Origin of the sequence: Corallococcus sp. Z5C101001 (assembly GCF_007352635.1) — a bacterium.
Lineage (GTDB): Bacteria > Myxococcota > Myxococcia > Myxococcales > Myxococcaceae > Corallococcus > Corallococcus silvisoli.
On the sequence record NZ_VKLU01000018.1, the window covers coordinates 98,280 to 123,353 of the forward strand.

A 25,074-nucleotide genomic window follows, 5' to 3' on the forward strand; every position below is an offset into this window, starting at 1 on the left:
CGCGGACGGAAGCGACGGGTTTCGCCGCGCCGCGTCACCCGGCGGGTGGGAAGATTTCTTCCAGGCCGCGGGAGAGGTGGGACTGCCAGGCCGGGTAATTATGGCCCCCGCTGTAGGCCTCGTACGTGACGCGGTGGCCGGTGGCCTGGAGGAGGGGCGGCAGGCGCTGGTTGCCGTCCACCAGGGCCTCGAAGCGGCCGCAGTCCATCCAGACATGGAGGGGCGGCTGACCGGTGCGCCGGGCCAGGTCGAAGACGACCATGTCATTGCCGTCGATGGAGAAGGCGCCGGACTGGGACAGCACGTGGCCGAAGACGTGGGGCAGGCGCTGAGCGGTGTAGAGGGCCATCAGCCCGCCCAGGGAGGCGCCCAGCACCGCGTGCACGCCGGGGGTGCGCCGGGTGTCCAGCAGGGACAGCCGCTCGCGCGCCAGCGACAGCACGTGCTGCTCCAGGAAGCCCACGGTGGCCTCGCTGCACGTGTACTCGACGGCGCGTGCCGGGCCGCCGTTGGACACGAAGGCCATGGCCACCGGGCGCATGCGTCCCTGGGCGATCAGGTTGTCCACCAGCGTGGGCAACTGGACGCGCCGCAGGTAGTCGTCGCCGTCCAGCACCACCAGCAGGGGCACGGGCCCGGGCACGGGTGGCGCGTAGAGGGCCACCGCGCGCTTGCGGCCCACGGCCCACTGATGCGTCTCCACCTGGTGCCGCGTCACTCGGCCCCGGGGCACGCCGCGCACGCGCTGGCCCAGCGCGGTGGCCTCTCCCTTCGGCATCCAGAAGCAGGCGTTGACGTCGCCGAAGCCGTTGTCGGAGTGGCGCTCGTTGAAGGGGTCGCGCAGGCGGCGGCCCTTCGCATCCAGGAGCGCATACTCGACATAGGCGTCCTCGGGCAGCGCCAGGGAGCGCACCCACAGGCCCCGGCCCACGCGCTCCAGCGGCAGGGGCGTGCCGCGCCAGTCCTGGAAGTCCCCTTGGAGGAAGACGGGCCGGGAGCCCTTCCACACGAAGGTGGCGGTGTCTCCGTCGATGAGCGGTGTGCCCTCGCGGCGCGCGCGGGCTTCCAGCGTCCGGATGTCATCCATGCGTGGCGGTCACTCTATGCACCGCGCTCGGTGCCGGGCACCCGGACGGTGCTCGTCGTGGAGGCGCGTCCAGCCGACGACATCGCGGGCGGGGCGCTCAGGGGGAGGCGTGGCGCAGCAGGTCGCGCAGCGCTTCGGTCAGCTCGGGGTGGCGGAACTGGAAGCCCGCCTCCAGCGCGCGACGCGGCATCACCCGCTGGCCCTCCAGCGCCACGCGCGCCATCTCTCCGAAGCGCGCCTTGAGGACGAGCCCCGGCACCTGCAGCACCGCGGGCCGCTCGAGCACCGCGCCCAGCGTGTGCGCGAAGGTCGCGTTCGTCACCGGCTCCGGCGACGTGGCGTTCACCGCGCCCGACAGCGTGGCGTGCTCCAGCGTGAAGCGCATCAGCTGGAACAGGTCGTCGCGGTGCACCCAGCTGACGTACTGGTGGCCGTTGCCCACCTTCGCGCCCGCGCCCATGCGGAACACCGGCAGCATCCGGTGCAGCACGCCCCCCGCCGGGTGCAGCACCACGCCGATGCGCAGGCGCACCGTGCGCATGCCCGCCGCCTCCGCGCGCTGGGCTTCGGCCTCCCAGCCCTGGCACACCTGGGCGAGGAAGTCGTCGCCGGGCGTGTCCTCCTCCGTCAGCGTCAGCGCCGCCCGGGCGCCGCCGTAGTAGCCCACCGCCGACGCGCAGACGAAGTGCCGCACGCTCCCCGCCTGCCGCATCGCCTCCACCAACACCCGCGTGCCCTCCACCCGGCTCTGGTGGATGCGCTGCTTGGCCTCGTGCGTCCAGCGCTGGTCCACCGGCTCGCCGGCCAGGTGCATGACCCCCTGCGCCCCCGCGAGCGCGTCCGGCGACAGCGGGGTGCTCCCATCGAAGTAGGAGCCCGTCACCCCGGCGGGCAGCCGCCCCAGGGCGTGTTCAACGTTTCGGCTGAGCACGTGCACGGTGTGGCCGGCGTCCAACAAACCCTGGACAAATCCCGGACCGAGGAAGCCCGTGGCACCCGTGCAGGTCACCCTCACCGTCGAACCTCCTCCTCCTCACGCTCCGCGGACAGGTCCTGCCCCACCAGCTCCCCCAGGACGACGAAGAAGCGCTCCTGGTCCTCCGGCTTCATGCGGCCAGAGGAGCGGAAGACAGGCGTCCCTTCGGAGTCCAGCAGCATCACCGTGGACGTCTTGGTGGGCAGCTTCCACGGCGCCTGCCCCAGGGTGCCACGCAGGTCCACCAGGATGGGCACCCCTGCCTTCTTCTCCTCGTCGCGCACGTATGACAGGGCAATCTCCCTCGCGGGGAAGAAGTCGTACTTCTCCAGGTTGGCGACCGCGACCACGAACGCGCTCTGGAGCAGACCCCGCTCGCGTCCCCGTGTGAAGAGCTCCGCCTTCAGAGGCGCGTTGAGTGTCGTGGAGTCCTTGTCCTCGTAGAAGAGGATGACCGGTTTCCCACGCCAGCGTGACAGCTGGACGCGCTCTCCCTTGGAGGTGCTTAACGTCGCGTCCAACGCCTCTGGACCGGGGGAGGACGCGCCGACCGCGCTCCCCGCCGCCAGGGTCACCGTCAGCGCGCCTGTGAGCCATGCCTTCACCGGGAGCCTCCTATGTTGTCCAAGGTTCTGACAAACATTAGACATAGCCTTGACAATCTCTGGACGCAAACGCTACCTCTACGAGGAAAGGCTGCTGCCGTGCTCCCGACTCCGGAGATCCGCTGAATGGCGACCCTGCTTTCCAACGTGCAGCAGCCTCTCGCGGACGTGGCGCCCCCAGAGCAGGCCTGGCTGCACCTCGTGCAGGCGCGGGTGGAGCGCTCGCTCGCCCAGTTGTTGGAGTTGGAGGACGAGCGGGCGTTGGACGCGCGCTGGACGCGGGCGGCGGAGCATGCGCGCGCCTATGCGCTGAGGCCGGCCAAGCGGCTGCGGCCGGCGCTGGTACTGGCGGGGCATGGGCTGGCGCGCGGGAGCACCGCGGTGCCGCCGGGGCTGTGGCGCTTCGCCGCGGGGCTGGAGCTGTTGCACACGTTCCTGCTCATCCATGACGACGTGGCGGACCAGGCGGAGCTTCGCCGGGGCGGGCCGGTGCTGCACCGGATGCTGGCCCCGGGCCGGACGGGCGAGGACCTGGCCGTCGTCATGGGGGACCACCTCTTCGCGCGCTCGCTGGAGGCGATGCTGGAGTCGGGGCTGCCGGGCGCGTCGCGCGTGGCGCGGTACTACCTGGGGGTGTGCCGTCACACGGCGGCGGGGCAGTACTTGGACCTGGAGCTGGCGCGCGCGCCGCTCGCGGAGGTGACGCTCTTCCAGACGCTGCGCGTGGCCCACCTCAAGACGGCGCGCTATGGCTTCTGCGCTCCGCTGGTGTGCGGCGCGATGCTGGGCGGCGCGGACGCGCGGCTCCAGCAGGGCCTGGAGCGGGTGGGGCGCGCGCTGGGGCTGGCCTACCAGCTCCGCGACGACCTCATCGGCCTGTTCGGCGACGCGTCGCTTTCGGGCAAGGCCTCCGACGGCGACTTCATGCAGGCCAAGCGCACCTTCCCGGTGGTGGCCGCGTACGTGCGCGCGACGCCCGCGGGCCGCGAGGAGCTGGAGCGGCTGTGGGCGCTGCCCGAGGCGTGCAGGGACGGCGCGGCCCTCGCGCGGGCCCGGGAGCTGGTGGAGGACTTCGGAGGCCGCGCCGCGTGTGAGCGCGCGGTGGAGCGGGCGTCGCGTTCGGCGCGGCGGAGCCTGCAGGCGTTGCCCAACCCCCACGGCATGCGGGACCTGCTGGACGCCCTCATCGCCCGGCTCGCGCGTCGTGCTTCCTGAGGACACCGTGATGAGCACACAGCGCAAGCGGGTGGTGGTGGTGGGCGCGGGGGTGGGCGGGCTGGCCGCGGCGGCGCGGCTCGCGCGTCAGGGCTTCGACGTCCAGGTCTTCGAGAAGACGCACGGCCCCGGTGGGCGGTGCAACCGGCTCCAGGTGGACGGGTTCACGTGGGACGTGGGGCCCACCATCGTGTTGATGCCGGAGGTGTTCGAGGAGACCTTCCGCGCGCTGGGCCGCCGCATCGAGGACTCCCTCACGCTGGTGCGCTGCGACCCGAACTACCGGGTGCACTTCCGGGACGGCTCCGACGTGACCTTCACGTCCGAGCTGTGCGCGATGGGCCGCGAGCTGGAGCGCGTGGAGCCGGGCAGCTTCCAGCGCTACCTGTCCTTCATGGCGCGGGGCCGCACCCAGTACCGCGTGAGCCTGGACCACTTCGTGGGACGCAACTTCGAGGGCATCCGCGACTATTTCTCTCCCCGCGTGCTGGCGAGGATCTTCCAGGCCCGCGCGCACCGCCGCATGTACGCGGACGTCAGCCGCTACTTCCGGGACGACCGGCTGCGCGCGGCGATGACGTTCCAGACCATGTACCTGGGCGTGTCTCCCTTCGAGTCGCCCGCGGTGTATGGCCTGCTGCCCTTCACCGAGCTGGGCGTGGGCATCTGGTTCCCGAAGGGCGGCCTGTATGCCATTCCCCTCGCGCTGGAGCGGCTGGCGCGCGAGGAGGGCGTGACGCTGCACTATGGCCGTCCGGTGGAGCGCATCCTCACGAAAGGGGGCCGCGCCACGGGCGTGCGGCTCGCGGGCGGCGAGGAGGTGCAAGCGGATGCCGTGCTGTGCAACGCGGACCTGCCGTACGCGTACGAGCAGCTGCTCGACCCGAAGGACGCGCCCTTCAAGCGCGGGGAGAAGCTGCGCTTCACCTCCAGCGGCTACATGCTCTACCTGGGCATGAAGAAGCAGGTGCCGGGGCTCTTCCACCACAACGTGATGTTCGGCCGCGACTACGCGGGCTCCTTCGATGACATCTTCCAGCGCTTCCGCGTGCCGGAGGACCCCAGTTTCTACGTCAACGTCCCCACGCGCACGGACCCGTCGCTGGCGCCGGAGGGCAAGGACGCGCTCTACGTGCTCGTGCCCGTGCCGCACCAGCACGCGAGTCTGGACTGGAAGGTGGAGGGCCCGAAGGTGCGCGCGAAGGTGTTCCAGCGCATGGCGGAGCTGGGCTACCCGGACCTGGAGGCGGACATCGAGGTGGAGCGCGTGTTCACCCCGGATGACTGGGCGGGCACCTACAACCTGGCGCGCGGCAGCGCGTTCGGGCTGGCGCAGAACTTCTTCCAGATTGGCCCCTTCCGTCCGGCCAACGTGGACCCTCGCGTGAAGAACCTCTTCTTCGTGGGCGCCTCCACGCAGCCGGGCACGGGCCTGCCCACGGTGCTCATCTCCGCGCGGCTCGTCACCGAGCGGCTGGTGGCGTGGGCCCGCAAGGAGGGCGTGGCGCTGTCGCCGCGAGCGGGGACGCCCGCGGCGGTGGAGGTGGCGGCATGAGCGTCACGGAATCCCCCGGCCTCGTCGCGCGGGGCTACCGGCGGGCGCGCACCGTCACGCGCCACCATGCGAAGAGCTTCTTCTTCGCGTCGTACCTGCTCTTCGGTCAGCGGCGGAAGGCGGCCTTCGCGCTGTATGCCTTCTGCCGGCGGCTGGACGACCTGGTGGACGCGGGCGAGAGCGCGCTGCCCCAGGCGGCCTCGCTCGACCTGCCGACGCGCCTGGCCCGCGCGCGCGAGCGCGTGGCGGAGGTGTACCTGCCGCTGCCGGAGCTGGCCTCGCGAGAGCTGGGCCCTCTGTCCGCGCGCCAGCCCTCGGCGGAGGCTCCGTCGCCGTGGGACCCGAGCGAGTTCGCGGCGCTGCGCCACACCATCCACCACTACCGGATTCCGGAGCAGCCCTTCCAGGACCTCATCTCCGGCATGGAGATGGACCTGACGCGCGTCCGGTACGACACGTGGGAGGAGCTGGCGCTGTACTGCCACCGGGTCGCGGGCGTGGTCGGGTGGATGCTCACGCCGGTGCTGGGCTGCGAGGACGTCCGGGCGGTGGAGCCCGCGGCGGACCTGGGCCGCGCGATGCAGCTCACCAACATCCTGCGCGACGTGCGCGAGGACCTGGAGCGCGGCCGGGTGTACCTGCCCGCGGAGGAGCTGCGCGCCTTCGGAATCACGGAGGACGACCTGCGCCAGGGCCGGGTGGACGCGAAGTGGCGCGACTTCATGCGCTTCCAGATTCAACGCGCGCGGGCGTACTACGCGCGGGCGGCGGGAGGGGTGCGCTACCTCACCGGCTTCGGCAGCCAGCGCATGGTGCGGCTGATGGGCTCCATCTACGGCGACATCCTGCGCGACATCGAGGCGCGGGACTTCGACGTGTTCAGCGGCCGGGCCCACACGACGCCGGGCCGCAAGCTGGAGCTGGCGGCGACCGTGTTCCTGCGCCCCCGGGCCGCGCTGCCAGACACCCCCGTGCCGCTGCCCTCCACCCCGGTCGCGCTGCCATCCACGGGCACGGGAGGTCCGCGATGAAGGGCTCGCGCGTGGCGGTGATTGGAGGCGGCATCGGGGGGCTGACCGCCGCGGGCCTGCTGGCCAAGGACGGCCATGCGGTGACGCTGTTCGAAGCGGGGCCGGCGCTGGGAGGCAAGGCGCAGGCCGTCACCGTGGAGGGACTGACGCTGGACACCGGGCCCACGCTGCTCACGTTGCCGGCGCTGGTGCGGAGCACCTTCGAGCAACTGGACGCGCGGGACCTGCTGCCGCCGTTCACGGCGTTGGATCCGCAGTGCACCTACCGCTTCGCGGACGGGTGCGGCTTCACGGCGTACCAGGACCTGGCGCGCATGGCGGACAGCGCCGCGGAGCTGAGGCCCGCCGAGCGCAAGGGCGTGCACTCCTTCTACGCGGAGGCCGCGGCCATCTGGCGCGCCGCGGGCGAGCCCTACCTGGAGGCCCCCTTCGAGGGCATGGCCGGCTTCATGGCGCGCGTGGCCCGCCGGGGCATTGGCGCGATGCTGGCGGGGATGAAGCTGGACACGCTGCACGCGCTGGCGGCGAAGCACTTCCAGACGCATCACCTGCAACAGTACGTGGGCCGCTTCGCCACCTACGCGGGCGGGTCGCCCTATGCGTCCAGCGCGGCCTTCGCGCTCATCCCGCACATCGAACATGCGTACGGCGTGCACCACGTCCGGGGAGGCATTGGCGCGCTGGTGGAGGCGCTGGGGCAGGCGGTGCGACGGCTGGGCGTGACGGTGCACCTGGACACGCGCGCCCGCTTCGAGCGCGTCTCCGGGGGCTACCGCGTGGGGCCGGGCGCGGAGGGAGCGCACTTCGACAGCGTGGTGGTGAACGCGGATCCGCTGGCGTCGCTGCGCCGGGAGTCGGAGCCGCTGTCCCTGTCCGGCTTCGTGTTGCTGCTGGAGGTGGAGGGACGGCCGGCCCTGCCGCACCACACGGTGCTCTTCGGTGGCGACTCCCGGCGCGAATTCGACGAGCTGTTCGCGGGCCAGCTGGCGACGGACCCCACGGTGTACTTCTGCAACCCGTCCGCCACGGACCCGAGCATGGCGCCCCTGGGGCGCACGGGGCTGTTCGTGATGGTGAACGCGCCGGCCATGCCCATGGGCGAAGGCCCGGCGGAGCAGGCCCGGCGCGACTGGGAGGCGCTGGCGGAGCACGTGCGGGTGCAGATGTTCGACAAGCTCTTCCGGCACTACCCGGCGCTGAAGGGCCACGTGCGCGTGGTGGGACAGCGCACGCCGGTGGACCTGGCGGCGCGTGGGGCTCCAGGGGGTTCCATCTACGGCTTCCTGCCGCACGGGCGCTTCGGTCCGTTCCGCAGGCCGCGCATCCGGGGCGGCACGCCGGGGCTGTTCTACGCGGGCGGCGGCACGCACCCGGGCGGCGGGGTGCCGCTGGTGATGTTGTCGGGCCAGTTCGCGGCGCGGATGGCCTCCGCGCACCTGCGGGAGGGCACATGAAGTCCATGCTCGCGCGGAGCATCTCGCGGGAGGTGGCCCTGGCGCCGAGGGTGTCCGGGCTGCCCGCGCTGCCGGACGTGGCGGGGTCCTACCGTTGGTTCTACGCGGACGTGACCGCGGGGCCGTACAGCGCGGTGTGCATCTTCATGCTGGGGTCGCTCTTCTCGCCGCGCTACTCGGTGGCGGCGCGGCGCGGCGGGCATCCGCTCGCGTACAGCGCGGTGAACTTCGCGCTCTATCACCAGGGTGTGCGCCGGCTGTGGGTGCTCAGTGAGTATCCGTGCGTGGAGTCGCAGGGACCGGGGCGGCTGCGCATCGGGCGCTCCACGTTGACGCACGCGCTGGACGGCACGGTGCGCATGGACGTGGAGGACGCGACGGCGCCGTGGGGCCGTCCGGTGCGCGCCAGCCTGACGCTGCGGCCACTGACCGGGCGGGGCGCGGAGGTGCGGCTCGTGCCGGACCTGCCTCACTACTGGCAGGCGTTGGCGCCCCGCGCGGAGGCGCGGCTGGAGGTGTCCTCGCTGGAGGTGATGGCGGAGGGGCTGGGCTATCACGACACCAACCACGGCGAGGAGCCGCTGGGCGCGAGGCTGTCCGGTTGGCATTGGGCGCGCACGCACCACGCGGCCCACACGGAGGTGGACTACCACCTGCCGGACGGCGTGGCGCCGCTGAGGATGAGGGCGGACGTGGATGGCGTGGTGTGCGAGCGGGGCGAGAAGCCGGAGGCTCGGCCCACCCGCATCACCGGTTGGGGCCTGCGGGTGCCCGCGAAGCTGCACACGGGCATGGAGGCGGTGGGCCCGCCGCGTCTGCTGGAGTCGTCTCCCTTCTATGCGCGGCTGGAGTCACGCCGCGACGCGCTGGACACGATGGGCGAGGTGGCGGACTTCCGCCGCTTCCACTCCCCATTCATTCGCTGGATGGCGCACTTCCGGACGCGCATGGGGCGGATGGCATGAACGCGCTCGGGCTCCTGACCTTCGGGTGGGCGACGCTGGCCGGAGGCTTCAGCGCGGTGGCGCTGGCGCGGCTGTCGCGCCGCACGCCCGCCGCCGCAACGCCCGTGCTTCCTTCCGTGCTGCTGCTGCGCCCCGTGGACGCGCCCACGCCACAGGAGCTGGAGAACCTGGCGCGACCCATCGATTACGCGGGTCCGCTGGAGCAGGTGGTGCTGTCGCCCTACCGCCCCCGTCTGGCAGCGGGCGTGCGCTGGCTGCCGAGCGATCCGGTGTGCCCCAATCGCAAGGTGGGCCACCTGCTCTACGCCGTGGACACGCTGCGGGTGCACGGACGCGTGGTGCTCGCGGTGGACGCGGACGTGGCGGTGACGGGAGCGCTGGTGGAGGGACTGGCCGCGCCGCTGGTGGCGGGCGCCGCGCTGAGCACCGCCGCCCCTACGCCCGTCGGCGCGGTGGATGCGGCGGGCCGCGCGATGGCGGGCCTGCTGCGCTACACCCATCACAGCTTCCGTGCGCTCCATGTGATGAGCGCGGGGGCGCAGGCGGTGTGCGGCAAGGCGTTGGGCGTGTCCGCGCGGGCCGTGGAGGAGCTGCGCGGGGTGTCGGACCACATCGGCGAGGACCTGGAGCTGGCCAGACGCCTGCACGCGCACGGCCTGGAGGTGGCCCTGAGCCCCGCGCCCGCATGGGTGCCCGTGGCGCCTGGGACGTCCTGGCGCGTGCCGCTGGAGCGCTTCACGCGGTGGATGCAGGTGCTCGCGAGCCACCGGCCGGCCCTGTACCCCACGGTGCCCCTGCTCTTCACGCCCACCGTGCCGTTGGTGCTGCTGGCCGGCTTCCTCCGGGAGCCTCGGGTGTGGGTGGCGGTGGCGGCCCTGGTCGCCGTGCGCACGCTGCTGGCGCTGCGCCTCTCCGCGCTGAGCCGGGTGCCAGGAGAGGTGGACCGGGGCCACGCGCTGACGGACTGGGTCCGGGGGGAGCTGCTGCTGCTCGGGGCCTTCGCGGCCTCGCTCACGCGGCGGGGACGGGTGACGTGGCGCGGTCACACCTACGCGCTGGAGACGGGAGGACGCATGGTGCGGGTGGCGGCGCGGTGGAGCGGAGGCCCGGGATGACCTACGCGCGCTTCCTGGGGCTGTTCGTGGTGCTGCCCCTCCTGTTCCTCGTCGTGCGCTACCGCCGCACGCTGTCGTGGCGGGGGCTGGCGCCCATGGGCGTGCTGCTCGTCGTCGTCTACGCGGCCACGTCGCCGTGGGACAACCTGGCGGTGAAGTGGGGCCTGTGGGGCTTCGACCCGGAGCGCATCTGGGGCGTGAAGCTGGGCTACCTGCCGCTGGAGGAGTACCTCTTCTTCGGCCTCCAGACGCTGCTCGTGGGCCTGTGGGCGCGCGACCGCCTGGAGCGCGCGCTGGCCCCCGCGCCGCGCGAGCAGGAGCCCGTCCCCACCGGCCGGACCCTGGACCCGCGCGAGGTGTCGCCATGATGGAGACGCGCTGGGCGTACCTCCTCCACCTGCTGGCCTGGACGCTGCCGGTGATTGGCATCCAGCTGGCGCTGCTGGTGGGCCACTACAAGGCGCGCTCGGGAGCGGTGCTGCGCGCGGTGTTGCCGCCGGCGCTCGTCGTGGGCGTGTACCTGTCCGTCGCGGACCACCTGGCCATCTCCACCGGCATCTGGAACTTCGGCGCCGGGCGACACCTGGGCGTGTACGTGGGCGTGGTGCCGCTGGAGGAGGTCCTGTTCTTCCTCATCACCAGCGTGCTGGTGTCACTGGGGCTGGCGCTGTTCACGGCGCTGTGGCGGCCCCGGGAGGCGCGAGCGCCTTGATTCGCGCGGCGAAGGGGGGCCCCTTCGGGTGGGCGGTGGACCGGTACATCGGGTGGAAGGTCCGCTCGACGTTCCGGGGCCTGTGGGTGCGCGGCGAGCTGCCCTCCGACGGCGTGGGGCGGCTCGTCTACCTGAACCACTCCAACTGGTGGGACGGCTTCGTGCTGCACCAGCTCTGCCAGGTGGCGGGTTGGGACGGGTACTGCCTCATGGACGAGGACAACCTGCGCCGCTACCCCTTCCATACGAAGATGGGTGCGTTCAGCATCCGCAAGCAGGACGCGAGGTCGTCGCTGTCCTCGCTGCGGTACGCGAAGGAGCTCCTGCGCAAGCCGAACGCGGCGGTGTGTGTCTTTCCGGAAGGGGAGCACCGGCCCTTCGGTGACTTCCCGCTGCGGCTGGAGCGGGGCGTGGAGCTGCTGGCGAAGGCGGCGAAGGCGCGGTGCGTGCCCGTCGCCATCCGCTACGTCTTCTTCGAGCACGAGCGGCCGGACGTGCTACTGGAGGTGGGGCCCGCGCACGAAGCCGGGCCGCTCGCGCGCTTCCAGAGCGAGCTGGAGGCGGCGGTGCACCGGGTGTCGTCCGTGACGGGATTGGAGGGCTTCACGCGCAAGGTGGCCGGCGCGCGCGGCGTGGCGGAGCGCTGGGACCGGGCCAGGGGCCTGGGCCCATGAGCCTGCGCATCCGCACCATCGCCCGGCTCACCGGCATCCGCGAGGCCACGCTGCGCGCCTGGGAGCGCCGCTATGGCTTCCCGCGTCCGGAGCGCAGCGAGAACAACTACCGCGTCTATTCGCGCGACGAGGTGGAGGCCGTGCGCCGGGTGGCGAAGCTGATGGAGGAGGGCCTGTCGGTGAGCGAGGCCCTCGCCCAGGTGCGCGCGGAGCCCGAGGTGTCCGTCCCCACGGAGTCGCGGTGGATGGACCGCTTCTGGGAGGCGGTGCGGGTGCTGGACGCGGAGGCGGCGGACGCGGTGCTGGACGAGGCCCAGGCGGGACTGGGCGCCACGGTCTACTGCGACACCGTGCTGGTTCCGCTCCTGCGGGAGATGGCCTCGCGGCTGGACGTGGCGCGCGAGCACCTGGCGTCCGCGCTGGTGCGGCAGCGGCTGTGGCGGGTGTTCACGGGCATGGAGCGCGTGGGGGAGGGCCCCCGCGCGCTGTTGGCCTGCCCGGCCCGCGACCACCATGAAGGCGGACTGTTGGCGCTGGGCGTGCACCTGAAGGCCCGGGGCTGGCGGGTGACGCTGCTGGGGGCGGACACGCCCGCGGAGGCGTTGCACGGGGCCTGCGCGCAGGTGCGGCCGGACGTGGTGGCGCTGTCCTTCATCCGGCGCCGGGACGCGGAGGACTTCGTCCCCGTGTTGTCGGAGGCGCTGCGTGCGTGCGCGCCCGCTCCGGTGGTGGTAGGTGGCCCCGGGGCGCGCGAGCACTTGAAAACGGTGTTCACCCTGGGCGCACAGTACGCGGAGTCCGCGGAGGAGCTGATTGCCATCTGGCAACAGGCGAGGAACGCTCAGAACCGACCGTGAACCCCAGGCACCATGGCTGAGCGCACCTATCGCATCCACATCGCCGCGGAGCTGTCAGGTGTCCGCGTGGAGCTCATCCGCGCCTGGGAGCGCCGCTATGGCGTGCTGGTGCCCGACCGCACGCCCTCCGGCTATCGCGTCTACACCGACCGGGACGTGGCCCTCCTCAAGCGGCTGAAGGCGCTGACGGACGAAGGCGTGGCCATCAGCGAGGCGGCGAAGCTGCTGCCGCAGCTGACGGCGGAGCTGGGTGTCCCGCCCCCACCGGTCCGCGAGAGCGGGGCCTCCGCCTCCGGAGCGCAGGCGGACGTCTGGCGCTCGGAGGTGCTGGCGGCGGCGGAGGCGTATGAGCAGCCGCGCGTCTCCCGCATCCTCGACGAGGTGATGGCGGCGCTGTCGCCGCTGAAGGCCCTCGAGGAGGTGCTCGTCCCGGTGCAGCGCGAGGTGGGCGCGCGCTGGCACGCGGGGACGCTGACGGTGGCGCAGGAGCATCTGGTGACGCAGGTGGTGCGCGAGCGGCTGGTGAGCCTGCTGCGAAGCGCACCCGACGGAGGGCGCAGGCACGCGGTGCTCGCGTGCTTCCCGGAGGAGGAGCACGAGGTGGGCCTGCTGGGCGCGGCGCTGCGGCTGCGGTACGCGGGCGTGCGGGTGACGCTGCTGGGGCAGCGCGTGCCGGTGGAGAGCCTGGGAGAGACGGTGGCCAGGGCGAGGCCCGACGTGGTGGGCCTGTCCGCGGTGATGGACCGGGGCGCGACGGTGTTCCAGGACGCGCTCCAGCGGCTCGTGGACGCCCTGCCGAAGGGGCTGCCCATCTGGGTGGGCGGCCCCGCCGCCCTGGCGCATGAGGGCATCTGTGAGCGCCTGGGCGTGACGCTGTTCACGCACGACGAGGACTGGGCGCGGATGGCGGGCTGAGCCCTCCGAAAGAGCCAGGCGCGCCGGGGCTACACGGCCCGCAGGGTCATCGGGATGCCGCCCTTGGGGCGCAGGGTGATGGCGGCGATGAACTCTGGCAGCGGCCCCGGCGGGGACTCGAAGCGGAAGCGCTGGAGGAGCGTGGCCAGCGCCAGGCGGGTCACGACCATCGCGGAGGCCGCGCCAATGCAGAGCCTGGGGCCTCCTCCAAACGGGCAATAGGCGAAGCGCGGGATGCGGCGCTCCAGCCCGTCTGCCCATCGCTCGGGGCGGAAGGCCTCCGGCTCCGGGAAGTGAAGGGGGTTGCGGTGCAGCGCCCACTGCGACCACGCGACCACCGTGCCGGCCGGGACCCGGAAGCCCTCCACGCGGTCCTCCTCCGCCGCGATGCGGCTCATGCCCCACGCGGGCGGGTACAGGCGCAGCGTCTCCTTCACCACCTGCTCGCAGTAGGGCAGCGCTGGCAGGTCCGCCACCGTGGGCTCGCGGCCTCCCAGCACCGTGGCCAGCTCCCGCCGGAGCGCGCCCTCCGCCTCCGGATGGCGCGCCAAGGACAGCAGGCAGAGGGCCAGCGTGGCGGCCGTCGTCTCATGGCCGGCGATCATCAAGGTCATGCACTCGTCGCGCAGCTGCGCGTCCGTCATGTGCGCGCCGTCCTCCGCCTGCGCCTCCAGCATCAGGCCCAGCAAATCGTCCCCGGGGCCGCCCTGTGCCCGGCGCCGCGCCACCACGGCGTCCACGACCGCGTGCAGCGTGCGCATGGCGGCCTGGAAGCGCCGCTGCCCCGGTGTGGGCACCCAGGAGGGCAGGGTGATGGGGTTCTCGAAGAGGAACTTGGCGTGCAGCATCACCGTCTCCATCGCCTGTCCCACCTCCCGCGCCTGCGCGGAGAGGTTCGCGCCGAAGAGCGTCGCCGCCACCACGTCCAGCGTCAGCGCCATCATCTCCGTGTACGCGTCGCAGCGGTCCCCCTCGCGTCGCGGCGCCAGCCACGCCCGCGCGGCCTTCACCGCCACGTCGCCGTGCGTGGCCACCAGCGTCTTGTGGAAGGCGGGCTGCATCATCCGCCGCTGCCGCATCCAGAAGTCACCCTGGCTGGTGATGAGGCTGTTGCCCACCACCGCCGTCAGCGCGCGCTCCTGGAAGAGGTCCTTCGGGTAGTTGCGGAAGTTCTTCACTAGCACGTGCTCGATGGCGTCCGACGTGTTGAACACGTAGATGGGCGTCCCCACCAACCGGGTCCGGAGCACCGGGCCCTGGTTCGCGCAGCGCAGGAAGAAGCCCAGCGGATCCTTCCGGTACTCCAGGCCCAGGCCCACCCATGGCAGCCCCGCGGGGAGGGCGGGAGGAAGGACCGCGGAGGCGGAAGGGGAGACGTTCATGCGGCGGCTCCTGGGAGGGCCGGAGCCCTCCCTGAAGGCCACAATCTATCCGGAGCGCTCCAAGGTGACACTCCGGCGGAACTGACAAGGCTTCTTGTCCTCCCCTTCCACCTCTCAACTCAACGGAAGTAGGGCGAGAGCGCGCTGGTGATGCGCGCCAGCAGGTCCTCGGACTGCAACCGCTCCTCCCCGGCGAGCGCCGGGAGCTGGGCGGTGATGACCTCCCGGGCCTCGCGCAGCGCCGAGTACGCCGCCAGCGTCTGGTGTTGCTTCAGGAGGTCCACCATGGCCCTGCGGGACCGGTAGCCGCGCACGCCGTCCACGTTCAGCAGGATGCCGCGCACGTCCGCGATGATCGCCGCCGTGAGGGCTGGCGTGGCGGGCGCATCCCCGGAGAAGACGCCCCGCTGCCGAACAGGGTCCAGGTAGAGCCGCGAGAGGACGCGGAGGGCGATGTCATCCGCCCGTGCGCCGTAGAACGCGGGAGCGCCCGGGGGGAGGGCGAGCGGTGGCCTCACCGACGCAAGGATGCCCTGGTATGCCTCCAGCTGCGACGCGGCGGGTCCCACCCGCACGAAGTCCAGGACCTTGTTGATGCGGACGCTGAGGGCCGCGTCGAAGTAGGAGGGGACCTGCTCCGTCGTGAGGTACCGCTGCGCGAGGTCATTGAAGTAATACAGACGGAACGGGATGGGATTGGAGCCCCGGTCGTAGGTCGCGCATCTCGGGTCCGTGGCGCGGTCCTGGTCCGTGCAGAACGGCAGGGTGGGCAGTCCGGAGTCCATCCCGTAGAGGTAGCGCACCGCCTGCACGTCGTACGCACCCGGGGTGGTGACCTGGATGGCGTCGTCGTCCAGGCTGTAGTCCATCACGGAGCTGCTCCGCACGGACGTGGGGGAGCCGTCATCCACCAGCGAGCCGGCGAAGTTGTGGCGCAGCCCCAGCGTGTGGCCAATCTCATGCAACACCACGTGGGTGAGGTAGGCCTCCACCTTCTGCTTCTTCGTGAGCGCAGCCCCCACGGCCAGCGTGGAGGGAGTGCCCGTGGCCCGGTCCCCCAGGGCCTGCTGGAGGTCCAGGTCACAGAGCGTCTGGCCTGCCATCCCGGACCACGACAGGCGCAGCGGGGGCGCTGACTTCGGCTGGGCGGCGAACGCACCGGGGTCGCTGTCGAAGACTTCGTCCCCCAACACCAGCCACATGGCCGGCAGGTAGACGCTGGCGCCGCGAATCTCACTGGTGTTGGGGTTGAGCCGGAAGTTCGCGAAGGCGAAGGGCATCCCCTCGTCGGTGTCGAAGAGGATGACGTTCTTCGTGTCATCCGCGAAGTCCAGCCCGGCGTCGCCCACCCGGGCCTCCAGGACCTTGAAGCCGAACGCCTGGTTCCAGTTCTCCACGCCGCGCTTCACCGCGCCCACCACGTCGTAGCCCTGGAAGCGCGGGTCGTTCTGCAGCTTGAGCACGCTGGGCGTGATGAGCCACGGGATGGGCTTCATCCCGGGATGGACGTTCCACTTCATGGCGGCCACCTCCTGCCAGGCCCCGGAGTTGGTGATGAGGCGGGGGGCGCCCTCGAAGTAGAAGGGCGTCGTCGGCATGGGCGTGGGCGAGTAGCCGGCTCCCTCCTTGTAGCGGCGCAGGGACAGGGCGAGGGTGCCGGACAGGCGGTAGCCGTTGGGCTCCAGGAACTCGGAGGCCAGGTCGTCCGGAAGGTCCGAGTAGCCGGTGAACACCTGCTCGAAGGAGATGCCGTCGGAGAGGGTGCGGAAGCGCTGCGCGAAGCTCAGCTCCGTCTGGAAGCGGGTGCTCCACGCATAGAGGTCCGCCACCGCGCCGAAGCGGTTGAGCCCCGCGGAGGGGTCCACGAGCACGTACTGGTCGGAGCCGCGCAGCCGGTTGAAGGGGCCGTAGTCGGTGACGACGGGGTACGCCTCCACCAGGATTTGCGGGTCGAACAGGTCGCTGAGCTTCTTGCGGTCGTCCACGTCCAGCACGAAGAGCTTGCCGTTCTGTTCCTGGAAGCTCACCACGCGCGTGCCCAACGTGGCGCCCGCGCCGTAGAGCACACCTCCGGGGTGCGCCTGCTTGAAGAACGTGGATAGGAACCACTTCTGGTTCAGCTCGCTGCGCTTGATGGCCAGATAGAAGTGGGTGCCCGCGTCCTCCACTACGCCGGAGAGCTGCTGCTCCACCTGCTGCCGCTGCGCTGTGCTCGTGGCACGGGGCACCGCGACGAACGCACCGTCCAGGCTCACCGCCAGGGCCGCCTCGGGGGCTTCGGCGGCTTCGGGAGCAGTGGACTCACATCCTGCTGTCGTCAGCATCACGGCGAGGGACGCCGCGCCCAACCAACGTCGCCGCGAGGACCACTTCCATCCATGCATCGAAGCTCTCCAGGGATAGGGCGGTGAAGGACCTCGCCGCCGGCTTCTCTGGAAACGCGGACTTCGCCAGGGCATGTCGGGCGGAGATTCCCAGACTCCGGATGGCCTCCATGGGGCAACGACCCCGGCGCGTGGGTGATATGGCCCGCGCGCCGGGACGTTGCGACGCCGTCCGTCCACTGGGAGACGGGGGCGTGAAGTTCATGACCGCGGTTGGAAGCGCTTCTTGTCGGTGTTGCCCTCGTCGTTGTTGTGGACGACGGCGTCGGCCCACCGGATGAAGTCCAGTTCGCGATGGGCTGGTTGAAGAACGAGGCGCTGGCGTCTTCCGAACCCTTCAGCCGGCTGGAGCACGTCTTGTGTCATCTCTTCCAGCGCTCGCTGGGTGGCGAGGAGGTCATCCCACGCGAAGAGGAAGCCGAGGAGCGCGATGATGTCCTCGATAGCACCGCCAGCTGCTGGAACAGCGCGCTCCGGGACCTGCGCGCTGGCGGGACGCACCTGCGTCTACGTCACGACGAGGATCCGGAGGGTGTCGTCGAACTCAGCGGCGCCCTCGGGGCGGCGATGTCCGGGCTCGACTCGGCAGGACGCGCGCCCTTTGGCCGAGCCGGCCTGTCAGCCCTTGCGCTTCGGCTCTCGCTTCGCGCCCGGCGCGGCGGGGTCCTTGGGCAGGTGCCGCAATCCCATCCATCCCAGCGCCGCGACATGGCGCGCGACGTTCTCCGTGGAGAAGGACTTTCCGTCGGCGGCCCACCAGTGCCCCACCTGCGTCACCATGCCGACGAGCGCGTTCGCGTAGATGGGCGCGACCTTGGAGGAATAGCCGGCCCGCTCGAACTCGCTGCGGAACACGTCGCCCACGCGCTGGGCCAGGTCGTCGATGACGCGCGTCAGCCCCCGCCGCGCCGCCGCCGTGGGCGAGTCACGCGTCAGCACCGCGAAGCCCGCCGGCTCCTCCTTCACGTACGACATGAACGCCAGCACCGCCTCCTCGAAGCGCTGCCGGGGCGAGCCCTGCGCGATGGGCGCCGACACCCGCGCCACCAGGTCGTCCATCTCCCGATCCACGATGGCCGCGTACAGCCCCTCCTTCGCGCCGAAGTGCTCGTAGACGATGGGCTTCGACACGCCCGCCTTCTGGGCGACCTCTTCAATCGAAGTGGCCTCGTAGCCCTTGGCGGCGAACACCGCCCGCCCGATCTCCATCAACTGGATCCGGCGCTCCGCGCCTGTCAGCCGCTGCTTCTTCTTCACCAAGTTGACCTCGAACCTACTCAACAGTAACTTACCTGACCGAAACCTACCATCCCGTAGGGAAGGCGCGGAGCCGTCACCGTCATGAAATGCCTCGTTTCGCAGGGTGTCGAGTCCAACGCGGTGAAGGGATGACGGCGGCGGCGGTCATGGGCGCGGACAAGCCGAGGCTGCGGGGCGTGCTGCACCAGTGGGCGGCGGCGTTCGCGGTGGGGGCGGGGGTGGTGCTGGTGGCGATGGCGCCCACGCCGCGCACGGCGCTGGCGTCCGCGCTGTACGCGTTGAGCCTGGTGTCGCTGTTCACCATCAGCGCGACGTACCACCGGGTGAACTGGTCGCCGGGGGCGCGGGCGTGGATGCGCCGAGCGGACCACGCGGCCATCTTCCTGCTCATCGCGGGGACCTATACGCCGGTCATCATGCTGGGCCTGCCGCCAGAGGTGGGCAACCCGCTGATGGCCTGGCTCTACGCGGGGGCGCTGGTGGGCATCCTGCAATCGCTGTTCTGGGTGGGGGCGCCCAAGTGGGTGACGGCGGCGCTGGCGATCGCCGTGGGGTGGACGATGATGCCGTACTTCGGCGACGTCTTCCGCGCGGTGGGCAACGCAGCCAGCCTGCTCATCATCGCTGGCGGTCTCGCGTACACGCTGGGCGCGCTGGCCTATGCCTTCAAGCGGCCGAATCCCCGGCCCGGCGTCTTCGGCTACCACGAGGTCTTTCACGCGATGACGCTGGTGGGCGCGGGCCTGCACTTCGCGGTGGTGCTGCGATTGGTGCGCGCGGCGGGGTAGGCCATCTTCAACGGGCCCGCCAGTGTCCGAGGGTCTTCTGCCTCGGATGGTTGCGCGGGGAAGGGTTGTTTTTCCGCATGGCCGGGGCGGGGATAAAGGGGGCCCGGGAGGGGCATGGCCATGCATCTTCGTGGAGTGGTGCTTTTCGCGGTCCTGGCGCTGGGGCAGGGCTGTATGCGTTCGATGGCGCTGAGGGATCCAGAGCTGCGGCGTCGCGCGGCGAACATCACCCTCATCAAGGCGGAGGACCTGTCCGGACGGAGGTTCACGTTCCTGGGTGAGGTTGAAGCCTCCTCCTGCACCAGCGGCATCTACCGGACCAACTACTCGCCCGCGGCCCTCCAGGAGATGCTGAAGGGCGAAGCCGCGAGGCTTCATGCCGACGCCGTGACGAACATCGCGTGCTCCGAGGGCGGCATGCGCTTCCAGTGCTACACGTCCTATGAGTGCCGGGGCGATGCCATCCGCTGGGATGAACCGCCTTCCAAGTCGCACCCGGGCGAGAAGTTCACCCTGCTCTCGCGGGGCTGAAGCAGGGGAGCGAGCGGGCGCGGAGGTCGTGAAGTCCTCCGCGCCTCCCGGTAGACTCGCGGCCTCGTGGCCTTCGTGGAAGACGCAGCTGGAAGCACGTGGCGGAGCTGGGCGAAGCGGGCCGCTGTCTGGTCGGCACCCGCGCTCTTCTCCGCCCTGGAGACATACTCGTTCAGCCGCGACATGCCGCAGGCACCCGCGCCGTGGCGCGTGCTCGCCGCGCAGATGCCCGCCTGGTACGTGTGGCTGCCCCTCACGCCGTGGCTCACCCGGCTCGCGCTGCGCGAGCGCCTGAATCCGCTCCGGGTCCGCCCGGTCCTCGTGCATCTGCTGGCGTGTCTGGGCATGGGGGCCCTCTTCGCTGGCGTGTACGCGACGACGACGGCCGGGTTCATGCCTCCCATGCCTGGACGGGAGTCCGTGACGTGGGCCGCGCGCTGGCTGCGCGCGTGGTGGGGTTGGCTGCCGATGATGGGCATGGCCTACGCGACGGTGCTGGCGGTGGCCTCCGCCAACCAGTCCGCTCTCCGGGCGCGGGACAGCGAGCGTCAAGCGGCGGCGCTCGCGGTGCAGCTGGCCGAGTCCCGGCTGCTCGCGCTCCAGTCGCAGCTTCACCCGCACTTCCTCTTCAACACGCTCAACGCCATCGTCGTGCTGGTGCGCGAGCGCGAGACACAGGAGGCCGCCCGCATGCTGGTGCTGTTGAGCGACCTGCTCCGCCAGCTGCTCCAGAAGGGCGCCACGCAGGAGGTGCCCCTGCGCGACGAGGTGGCGGTGCTGTCGCGCTACCTGGAGCTCCAGCGGCTGCGCTTCGCGGACCGGCTGCGCGTGGAGTGGGCCGTGGACCCGGACGTGCTGGAGGCCTCCGTGCCGCACCTCGTGCTCCAGCCGCTCGCGGAGAACGCCCTCCGCCACGGCATCGGCATGCGCTCCGCGGCCGGGGTGCTGCGCATCGGCGCGCGGCGACTTGGCGACGCGCTGGAGCTGACGGTGGGCGACGACGGGCCGGGGCTCCCCCGGGAGTTCGACCTGGAGGCCTGCCAGGGCATCGGCCTGTCGAACACGCGCGCGCGGCTGTCGCAGCTCTACGGTGACGCGGGACACCTGCGCATCCGCGGTCCGGAGGGCGTGGGCACCGTGGCCACCGTCCTGTTGCCGTGGCGTTGCTCGCCGGACTCCGCCGGGGTCGCGCATGGCTGAGCTGCGGGTGCTGCTGGTGGATGACGAGCCCTTGGCCCGCCGGGGACTGCGGCAGGCCCTGGCCCGCCACCCGGATGTCGTGGTGTGCGGCGAGTGCCGCGACGGCCGCGAGGCGGTGGCCGCCCTGCGCGCCCAGCGGCCCCACCTGGTGCTGCTCGACGTGCAGATGCCGGAGCTGGACGGCTTCGGCGTGCTGCGCGAGGTGGGCGCCGAGCACATGCCCGCCGTCATCTTCGTCACCGCGTTCGACACCTTCGCCGTGAAGGCCTTCACCGTGCATGCGGTGGACTATCTGGTGAAGCCCTTCGACGATGCGCGCTTCGATGAGGCCCTGTCCCGGGCCCGGCAGCGGCTGCGCGCGGGCGAGGCCGCGGAGCTGGGACGACGGCTGGCGGACCTGTTGGCGGACACGGCCCCCGTGCCCAAGCCCACGGAGCCTCCCGTGGACCGGCTGCTGGTGCGCGTGGGCATGCGCTCCGTGCTCGTCCCCGTCGCGGACATCGAGTGGATCGAAGCGGACGACTACTGCGTCACGCTGCACGTGAACGGCAGGGCCCACGTGCTGCGGGAGAGCCTGGCGGCGCTGGAGGCGCGGTTGGACCCGGAGCGCTTCGTGCGCATCCACCGCTCCGCCATCGTGAACGTGGGGTGCATCCAGGAGGTGCACCGGCCCTCGCCCACGGAGCAGGTGGTGGTGCTGGCGAACGGCCAGCGGCTGCGTGTGAGCCGCAGCCGCCGGGAGCACCTGGAGCGGCGGTTGGGCCGGGCCCGGTAGCGCGCGCTCAGGGCGCGCGGGCCTTGTCCACGGCGGTGGTGAGCGCGCTCCAGTCGGTGGGCTTCAGGTGCATGCCGAACACGCGGGCCACGGGGAGCTTCTCGCGCCCGGCCACCTCCACCGTTTCATCCACCTGCTGCACGTTGAAGAACGTGCCGTCCGGCTGGGGCTGCACCAGGTCGGAGGTGTAGAGCAGGCGGGGCTCCGGCAGCCACACGAACAGCATCCGCTCTCCCGTCTCCGTGCGCGCCGGGAGCAGCACCAGCGCGTTCCTTCCGCTGCCCAGCACCCGCCGCGCGCTCACGGTCTGGAGCTTCGCGGCGCGGGGCGCCCGGGCGAGCGCATCCGGCAGCAGGGTGCGCGGCGACGCGACCAGCCGCTCCACCAGCGCGCGGTTGAGGTCCAGCGCGTACACCGGGATGCCGCGTGCCACGTACTCCCGCAGCCCGCCGACGTGGGGCCACGCATCACTGGTGGACACCACGGCCTTCACCTTCAGGCCCGGGAAGCGCTTCGCGGCCTCGTCCAGCACTCGCGCCGAATAGCCCGAGGAGATGGGCCCTTCCACCACCACCACGCCGTCATCCTGCGCCACCAGCGTCACGTTCCACGCGCCCGGGAGCTGCACCACGCCGGACGACACCTCCACCGGCGGAGTCTCCGCACGGGTGACGGGCATGTCCTCCAGCTTCCTCGCGCGGCGTGCCTCGAAGCCCTGCTTCACGTCGTCCGGCACGGTGAAGTCCTCGTCCCTGAGCGGCGGATCCACCGTCACCGCCGTCACCGTCACGGAGTGGTCGGGCTGGCCGTTGCGGGCCCACTCCCAGTGGCGCGGATAGCGCAGGCCGCCCGGCTCCAGCGTCCACGACTGGAAGGACAGCACGGTGCGCACGTCTCCCCAGGCGCTCCAGAACAGATCCTCCGGGTGCGCGTCCACCGTCTCCACCGCCGTGGGCAGGCCCGTGTGGGCGTTGAGGAACAGGCGCACGCTCGCGCGGCCCAGGTGGAAGGCGACGACGTGGTGGGGCACCTCCTGGAGCACCGTGTCCGGTTGTGCGCGCAGGTCCTTCGCGCCCAGGGCCGCGAGCAGCACGTGCTCCGGCGCGAAGGTCAGCCGCTCCTGGAGGTCCTGGAACTGCGCGTTGCCCAGGGGCCTCCATTTGCCCTCGACCTCCGCGGCCACCACGCCGTCGGACAGCCGCACCGTCATGGCCTTCCAGGGGTCCAGCACCGCTCCGCGGCCCTCTGTCTTCTGGTTCAGGCGGCCCTCGCGCAGGTCGCGCACCTCGTCGAACTGCTCGTACATCACCAGGAAGGGCGGCGTGGGCCGTTCGGACTGCTCCAGCAGGTTCCAGTGGCCAATACCCTGCACGCGGAGGCTCGCGAGCGCGCGGAGCCGGGCTTCACCGCCCATGGCCTCGGCGGCGGCGCGGACGCGGGTGCGTCCTGGCTCCTCTCCAGCGGAGGTGGGCAGGGTGAACAACAGGAGGACGGCGACGGCGGACAGCAGGAGGGCTCTTCGCATGACGCCAGGATGTCGCGGGCGAGGCCGCGCCTCCGGGGGCATGCCGCCAGCGACGCGAACGGCGCGGCGAACGGTGGGCAGGTCGCGGCGAATGACCGTCCTTCCCTCGCCGGGCAGCCAGCCTGGCGGCAGGCTGGCGTGTCCGTCCCGTCGCGGAGGGGCGACGCGGTGCACATCTTCGCCCGGGGAGCACCGGCCCAGGCGAGGGGTGGACGATGAAGAAGACGGTGGCGGACCAGTTCGCGGAGGTCCTCGCGCTCGCGGGGGTGAAGCGCATCTATGGGGTGGTGGGCGACAGCCTGAACGCCCTCACGGAAGCGCTGCGCAAGCGCGGGGACATCGAATGGGTCGCCATGCGCAACGAGGAGGCCGCCGCCTTCGCGGCTGGCGCGGAGGCGCACCTCACCGGCCGGCTCGCCGTGTGCGCGGGGAGCTGCGGCCCTGGAAACCTGCACCTCATCAACGGGCTGTATGACTGTCACCGCAGCCGCGTGCCGGTGCTGGCCATCGCCGCGCAGATCCCCTCCGTGGAGCTGGGCACCGGCTACTTCCAGGAGACGCATCCGGAGGTGCTCTTCAAGGAGTGCAGCCACTACTGCGAGCTGGTCTCCGCCCCCCACCAGATGCAGCGCACGGCGGAGATCGCCGTCCGCAACGCGGTGGGGAAGGGCGGCGTGGCGGTGGTGGTGCTCCCCGGCGATGTCGCCACGCAGAAGACGGAAGAGGCGAGGGCCCCCACGCCGGAGTCCCTGCGCGGCACCCTCTCCCAGGTGATGCCCGCTCCCGCGCAGGTGGAGCAGATGGCCGCGCTGCTCAACCGCGGGGCGCGCGTGACGCTCCTGTGCGGCGCGGGTTGCGAGGGCGCGGGGCCGCAGGTGGTGGAGCTGGCGCGGAAGCTCCAGGCGCCTGTCGTCTCCGCGCTCCGGGGCAAGGAGTACGTCGAGAAGGAGAACCCCCACTTCGTGGGGCTCACGGGCCTCATCGGCTACGCGTCCGGGTACTGGGCGATGATCGACTGCGACGTGCTCCTGATGCTGGGCACGGACTTCCCCTACCGGCAGTTCTATCCAGACAGCGCGGACACCCGCATCATCCAGGTGGATGTGCGCGCGGAGAACATCGGCAAGCGCACCCGGGTGGACGTGGGCGTGGTGGGCAGCGTGTCCGCCACGGTCCAGGCGCTGTTGCCCCGCATCGAGGCGAAGCGCGACACGAAGCACCTGGAGCGCGCGCTCGCGCACTACCGCAAGACGCGAGACGAGCTGGACGCGCTGGGGGTGGGGACGGTGGGCAGGAAGCCCATCTATCCGCCGCAGGTGGCGCGGGCGTTCGACCTCCAGGCGTCGGACGACGCCATCTTCACCTGCGACGTGGGCCTGCCCACGGTGTGGGCCGCGCGCTACGCGACCATGCGCGGACGAAGGCGGCTGCTGGGCTCGTTCAACCATGGCTCCATGGCCAGCGCGCTGGCGCAGGCCATTGGCGCGCAGAAGGCGTTCCCGGACCGCCAGGTCGTGGCCTTCTCCGGAGACGGCGGCTTCACGATGTTGATGGGGGACTTCATCAGCCTCGTGCAGCTGGGGCTGCCCATCAAGGTCGTGGTCTTCAACAACAGCTCCCTGGGCTTCGTGGCGATGGAGCAGCAGGTGGCAGGCATGCTCGACGTGGGCACGGCGCTCCGCAACCCCAACTTCGCCGCCCTGGCGGAGGCCGTGGGCATCAAGGGCCTGCGCGTGGAGGACCCGGGCTCCGTCGACGAGGCGGTGCAGCTGGCGCTCGCGACACCCGGCCCCGTGCTGGTGGACGCGGTCGTCAGCAAGGCGGAGTTGGTGATGCCGCCGAAGATCACCGCGTCGATGGCCGCGGGCTTCACCCTCTTCGGCATCAAGGCCCTGCTCAACGGCCGCACCACCGAGGTGCTGGAGCTGGCGCGCACCAACCTCTGGCGCTGATGCCCCTTTTCACGGGGCGCCCCGTGGCGGGAAGGGACGGGGGATGAGCCATTCATGCCCGCGCCATGATGACTCCGTGAAGATGTGAGCAAGCCGCGCTGGCTACCTTGGCGCGA

The 25,074-nt window shown here is 71.6% G+C and carries 24 protein-coding genes; 16 read left to right on the forward strand and 8 right to left on the reverse strand.

Annotated elements, in window-relative coordinates; all coding sequences use genetic code 11:
- Positions 1-34 precede the first annotated feature (34 nt).
- From FOF48_RS32630 to FOF48_RS32640, 3 genes are all read right to left on the reverse strand, one after another.
- Positions 35-1,087 carry an alpha/beta hydrolase-fold protein gene (locus tag FOF48_RS32630; RefSeq protein ID WP_143908236.1) on the reverse strand — a complete coding sequence of 351 codons (1,053 nt, stop codon included), beginning with the start codon at positions 1,085-1,087 and terminating at the stop codon, positions 35-37.
- 97 nt (positions 1,088-1,184) lie between these two features.
- Positions 1,185-2,102 carry a TIGR01777 family oxidoreductase gene (locus FOF48_RS32635; protein WP_143908238.1) on the reverse strand — a complete coding sequence of 306 codons (918 nt, stop codon included), beginning with the start codon at positions 2,100-2,102 and terminating at the stop codon, positions 1,185-1,187.
- Positions 2,099-2,668, reverse strand: a complete 570-nt coding sequence (locus tag FOF48_RS32640) for a peroxiredoxin (RefSeq protein ID WP_255442926.1) — start codon at positions 2,666-2,668, stop codon at positions 2,099-2,101. The genes FOF48_RS32635 and FOF48_RS32640 overlap by 4 nt, the downstream gene beginning before the upstream one ends.
- Positions 2,669-2,794: 126 nt before the next feature.
- On the opposite strand from FOF48_RS32640, the gene FOF48_RS32645 reads away from it, so the two are divergent.
- From FOF48_RS32645 to FOF48_RS32695, 11 genes are read left to right on the forward strand one after another with little or no spacing between them, the layout of a single operon-like run.
- Complete coding sequence (locus FOF48_RS32645; protein ID WP_143908242.1) at positions 2,795-3,883, forward strand: polyprenyl synthetase family protein; 1,089 nt, start codon at positions 2,795-2,797, stop codon at positions 3,881-3,883.
- A 10-nt stretch (positions 3,884-3,893) separates the two neighbouring features.
- Positions 3,894-5,438: an NAD(P)/FAD-dependent oxidoreductase gene (locus tag FOF48_RS32650; RefSeq protein ID WP_143908244.1), complete on the forward strand. Its 1,545-nt coding sequence runs from the start codon at positions 3,894-3,896 to the stop codon at positions 5,436-5,438.
- On the forward strand, positions 5,435-6,469 hold the full coding sequence (locus FOF48_RS32655; protein WP_143908246.1) for a phytoene/squalene synthase family protein: 1,035 nt from the start codon (positions 5,435-5,437) through the stop codon (positions 6,467-6,469). Before FOF48_RS32650 ends, FOF48_RS32655 begins: the two co-directional genes overlap by 4 nt.
- The gene (locus FOF48_RS32660; RefSeq protein WP_143908248.1) at positions 6,466-7,923 is read left to right on the forward strand and encodes an NAD(P)/FAD-dependent oxidoreductase; all 1,458 of its coding nucleotides are present in this window, start codon (positions 6,466-6,468) and stop codon (positions 7,921-7,923) included. The genes FOF48_RS32655 and FOF48_RS32660 overlap by 4 nt, the downstream gene beginning before the upstream one ends.
- A complete protein-coding gene (locus FOF48_RS32665) occupies positions 7,920-8,888 on the forward strand; it encodes a carotenoid 1,2-hydratase (RefSeq protein WP_235686042.1) in 969 nt (322 codons plus the stop codon). Before FOF48_RS32660 ends, FOF48_RS32665 begins: the two co-directional genes overlap by 4 nt.
- The gene (locus tag FOF48_RS32670; protein WP_143908250.1) at positions 8,885-10,003 is read left to right on the forward strand and encodes a glycosyltransferase; all 1,119 of its coding nucleotides are present in this window, start codon (positions 8,885-8,887) and stop codon (positions 10,001-10,003) included. The genes FOF48_RS32665 and FOF48_RS32670 overlap by 4 nt, the downstream gene beginning before the upstream one ends.
- Entirely contained in the window at positions 10,000-10,371 is a 372-nt protein-coding gene (locus FOF48_RS32675; RefSeq protein WP_143908252.1) for a lycopene cyclase domain-containing protein, read from the forward strand. Before FOF48_RS32670 ends, FOF48_RS32675 begins: the two co-directional genes overlap by 4 nt.
- Positions 10,368-10,715 carry a lycopene cyclase domain-containing protein gene (locus FOF48_RS32680; RefSeq protein ID WP_143908254.1) on the forward strand — a complete coding sequence of 116 codons (348 nt, stop codon included), beginning with the start codon at positions 10,368-10,370 and terminating at the stop codon, positions 10,713-10,715. The genes FOF48_RS32675 and FOF48_RS32680 overlap by 4 nt, the downstream gene beginning before the upstream one ends.
- Positions 10,712-11,389, forward strand: a complete 678-nt coding sequence (locus tag FOF48_RS32685) for a lysophospholipid acyltransferase family protein (protein WP_143908256.1) — start codon at positions 10,712-10,714, stop codon at positions 11,387-11,389. Before FOF48_RS32680 ends, FOF48_RS32685 begins: the two co-directional genes overlap by 4 nt.
- Complete coding sequence (locus FOF48_RS32690) at positions 11,386-12,246, forward strand: MerR family transcriptional regulator (protein WP_143908258.1); 861 nt, start codon at positions 11,386-11,388, stop codon at positions 12,244-12,246. Before FOF48_RS32685 ends, FOF48_RS32690 begins: the two co-directional genes overlap by 4 nt.
- Before the next feature lie 12 nt (positions 12,247-12,258).
- Entirely contained in the window at positions 12,259-13,161 is a 903-nt protein-coding gene (locus tag FOF48_RS32695) for a MerR family transcriptional regulator (protein WP_143908260.1), read from the forward strand.
- A 29-nt stretch (positions 13,162-13,190) separates the two neighbouring features.
- Here the strand turns inward: FOF48_RS32695 and FOF48_RS32700 are convergent, their stop codons facing one another.
- The 4 genes from FOF48_RS32700 to FOF48_RS32715 all read right to left on the reverse strand — a co-directional run bounded on the left by FOF48_RS32700 (position 13,191) and on the right by FOF48_RS32715 (position 18,184).
- Complete coding sequence (locus FOF48_RS32700) at positions 13,191-14,543, reverse strand: cytochrome P450 (RefSeq protein WP_143908262.1); 1,353 nt, start codon at positions 14,541-14,543, stop codon at positions 13,191-13,193.
- Positions 14,544-14,662: 119 nt separating this feature from the next.
- Positions 14,663-16,927: a zinc-dependent metalloprotease gene (locus FOF48_RS32705; RefSeq protein WP_143908264.1), complete on the reverse strand. Its 2,265-nt coding sequence runs from the start codon at positions 16,925-16,927 to the stop codon at positions 14,663-14,665.
- Between the two features lie 201 nt (positions 16,928-17,128).
- A complete protein-coding gene (locus tag FOF48_RS32710) occupies positions 17,129-17,428 on the reverse strand; it encodes a hypothetical protein (protein ID WP_143908266.1) in 300 nt (99 codons plus the stop codon).
- Positions 17,429-17,545: 117 nt separating this feature from the next.
- Entirely contained in the window at positions 17,546-18,184 is a 639-nt protein-coding gene (locus FOF48_RS32715) for a TetR/AcrR family transcriptional regulator (RefSeq protein ID WP_255442930.1), read from the reverse strand.
- A gap of 131 nt (positions 18,185-18,315) precedes the next feature.
- On the opposite strand from FOF48_RS32715, the gene FOF48_RS32720 reads away from it, so the two are divergent.
- From FOF48_RS32720 to FOF48_RS32735, 4 genes are all read left to right on the forward strand, one after another.
- A complete protein-coding gene (locus FOF48_RS32720; RefSeq protein WP_143908268.1) occupies positions 18,316-18,975 on the forward strand; it encodes a hemolysin III family protein in 660 nt (219 codons plus the stop codon).
- A gap of 120 nt (positions 18,976-19,095) precedes the next feature.
- Positions 19,096-19,506 (forward strand): Rcs stress response system protein RcsF, encoded by a 411-nt coding sequence (gene rcsF / locus FOF48_RS32725; protein ID WP_186002164.1) that lies wholly within the window; start codon positions 19,096-19,098, stop codon positions 19,504-19,506.
- 66 nt (positions 19,507-19,572) lie between these two features.
- Positions 19,573-20,706, forward strand: a complete 1,134-nt coding sequence (locus tag FOF48_RS32730) for a sensor histidine kinase (RefSeq protein ID WP_143908272.1) — start codon at positions 19,573-19,575, stop codon at positions 20,704-20,706.
- Positions 20,699-21,481: a LytTR family DNA-binding domain-containing protein gene (locus FOF48_RS32735; RefSeq protein ID WP_143908274.1), complete on the forward strand. Its 783-nt coding sequence runs from the start codon at positions 20,699-20,701 to the stop codon at positions 21,479-21,481. The genes FOF48_RS32730 and FOF48_RS32735 overlap by 8 nt, the downstream gene beginning before the upstream one ends.
- Positions 21,482-21,488: 7 nt before the next feature.
- Here FOF48_RS32735 and FOF48_RS32740 read toward each other — a convergent pair whose 3' ends face one another.
- Positions 21,489-23,006, reverse strand: coding sequence for a hypothetical protein (locus FOF48_RS32740; protein WP_143908276.1), 1,518 nt, complete (start codon positions 23,004-23,006; stop codon positions 21,489-21,491).
- Positions 23,007-23,221: 215 nt separating this feature from the next.
- Here FOF48_RS32740 and poxB point away from each other — a divergent pair, with 215 nt between their 5' ends.
- Positions 23,222-24,958 carry a ubiquinone-dependent pyruvate dehydrogenase gene (gene poxB / locus FOF48_RS32745; protein ID WP_143908278.1) on the forward strand — a complete coding sequence of 579 codons (1,737 nt, stop codon included), beginning with the start codon at positions 23,222-23,224 and terminating at the stop codon, positions 24,956-24,958.
- Positions 24,959-25,074 lie beyond the last annotated feature (116 nt).

What these genes read in the sequence shown, in the direction of transcription:
- FOF48_RS32630 (WP_143908236.1), bottom strand. Translation starts at nt 1,087, where the DNA reads ATGGATGACATCCGGACGCTGGAAGCCCGCGCGCGCCGCGAGGGCACA.
- FOF48_RS32645 (WP_143908242.1), top strand. Translation starts at nt 2,795, where the DNA reads ATGGCGACCCTGCTTTCCAACGTGCAGCAGCCTCTCGCGGACGTGGCG.
- FOF48_RS32650 (WP_143908244.1), top strand. Translation starts at nt 3,894, where the DNA reads ATGAGCACACAGCGCAAGCGGGTGGTGGTGGTGGGCGCGGGGGTGGGC.
- FOF48_RS32655 (WP_143908246.1), top strand. Translation starts at nt 5,435, where the DNA reads ATGAGCGTCACGGAATCCCCCGGCCTCGTCGCGCGGGGCTACCGGCGG.
- FOF48_RS32660 (WP_143908248.1), top strand. Translation starts at nt 6,466, where the DNA reads ATGAAGGGCTCGCGCGTGGCGGTGATTGGAGGCGGCATCGGGGGGCTG.
- FOF48_RS32665 (WP_235686042.1), top strand. Translation starts at nt 7,920, where the DNA reads ATGAAGTCCATGCTCGCGCGGAGCATCTCGCGGGAGGTGGCCCTGGCG.
- FOF48_RS32670 (WP_143908250.1), top strand. Translation starts at nt 8,885, where the DNA reads ATGAACGCGCTCGGGCTCCTGACCTTCGGGTGGGCGACGCTGGCCGGA.
- FOF48_RS32675 (WP_143908252.1), top strand. Translation starts at nt 10,000, where the DNA reads ATGACCTACGCGCGCTTCCTGGGGCTGTTCGTGGTGCTGCCCCTCCTG.
- FOF48_RS32680 (WP_143908254.1), top strand. Translation starts at nt 10,368, where the DNA reads ATGATGGAGACGCGCTGGGCGTACCTCCTCCACCTGCTGGCCTGGACG.
- FOF48_RS32690 (WP_143908258.1), top strand. Translation starts at nt 11,386, where the DNA reads ATGAGCCTGCGCATCCGCACCATCGCCCGGCTCACCGGCATCCGCGAG.
- FOF48_RS32695 (WP_143908260.1), top strand. Translation starts at nt 12,259, where the DNA reads ATGGCTGAGCGCACCTATCGCATCCACATCGCCGCGGAGCTGTCAGGT.
- FOF48_RS32700 (WP_143908262.1), bottom strand. Translation starts at nt 14,543, where the DNA reads ATGAACGTCTCCCCTTCCGCCTCCGCGGTCCTTCCTCCCGCCCTCCCC.
- FOF48_RS32705 (WP_143908264.1), bottom strand. Translation starts at nt 16,927, where the DNA reads ATGCATGGATGGAAGTGGTCCTCGCGGCGACGTTGGTTGGGCGCGGCG.
- FOF48_RS32720 (WP_143908268.1), top strand. Translation starts at nt 18,316, where the DNA reads ATGACGGCGGCGGCGGTCATGGGCGCGGACAAGCCGAGGCTGCGGGGC.
- rcsF (WP_186002164.1), top strand. Translation starts at nt 19,096, where the DNA reads ATGCATCTTCGTGGAGTGGTGCTTTTCGCGGTCCTGGCGCTGGGGCAG.
- FOF48_RS32735 (WP_143908274.1), top strand. Translation starts at nt 20,699, where the DNA reads ATGGCTGAGCTGCGGGTGCTGCTGGTGGATGACGAGCCCTTGGCCCGC.
- FOF48_RS32740 (WP_143908276.1), bottom strand. Translation starts at nt 23,006, where the DNA reads ATGCGAAGAGCCCTCCTGCTGTCCGCCGTCGCCGTCCTCCTGTTGTTC.
- poxB (WP_143908278.1), top strand. Translation starts at nt 23,222, where the DNA reads ATGAAGAAGACGGTGGCGGACCAGTTCGCGGAGGTCCTCGCGCTCGCG.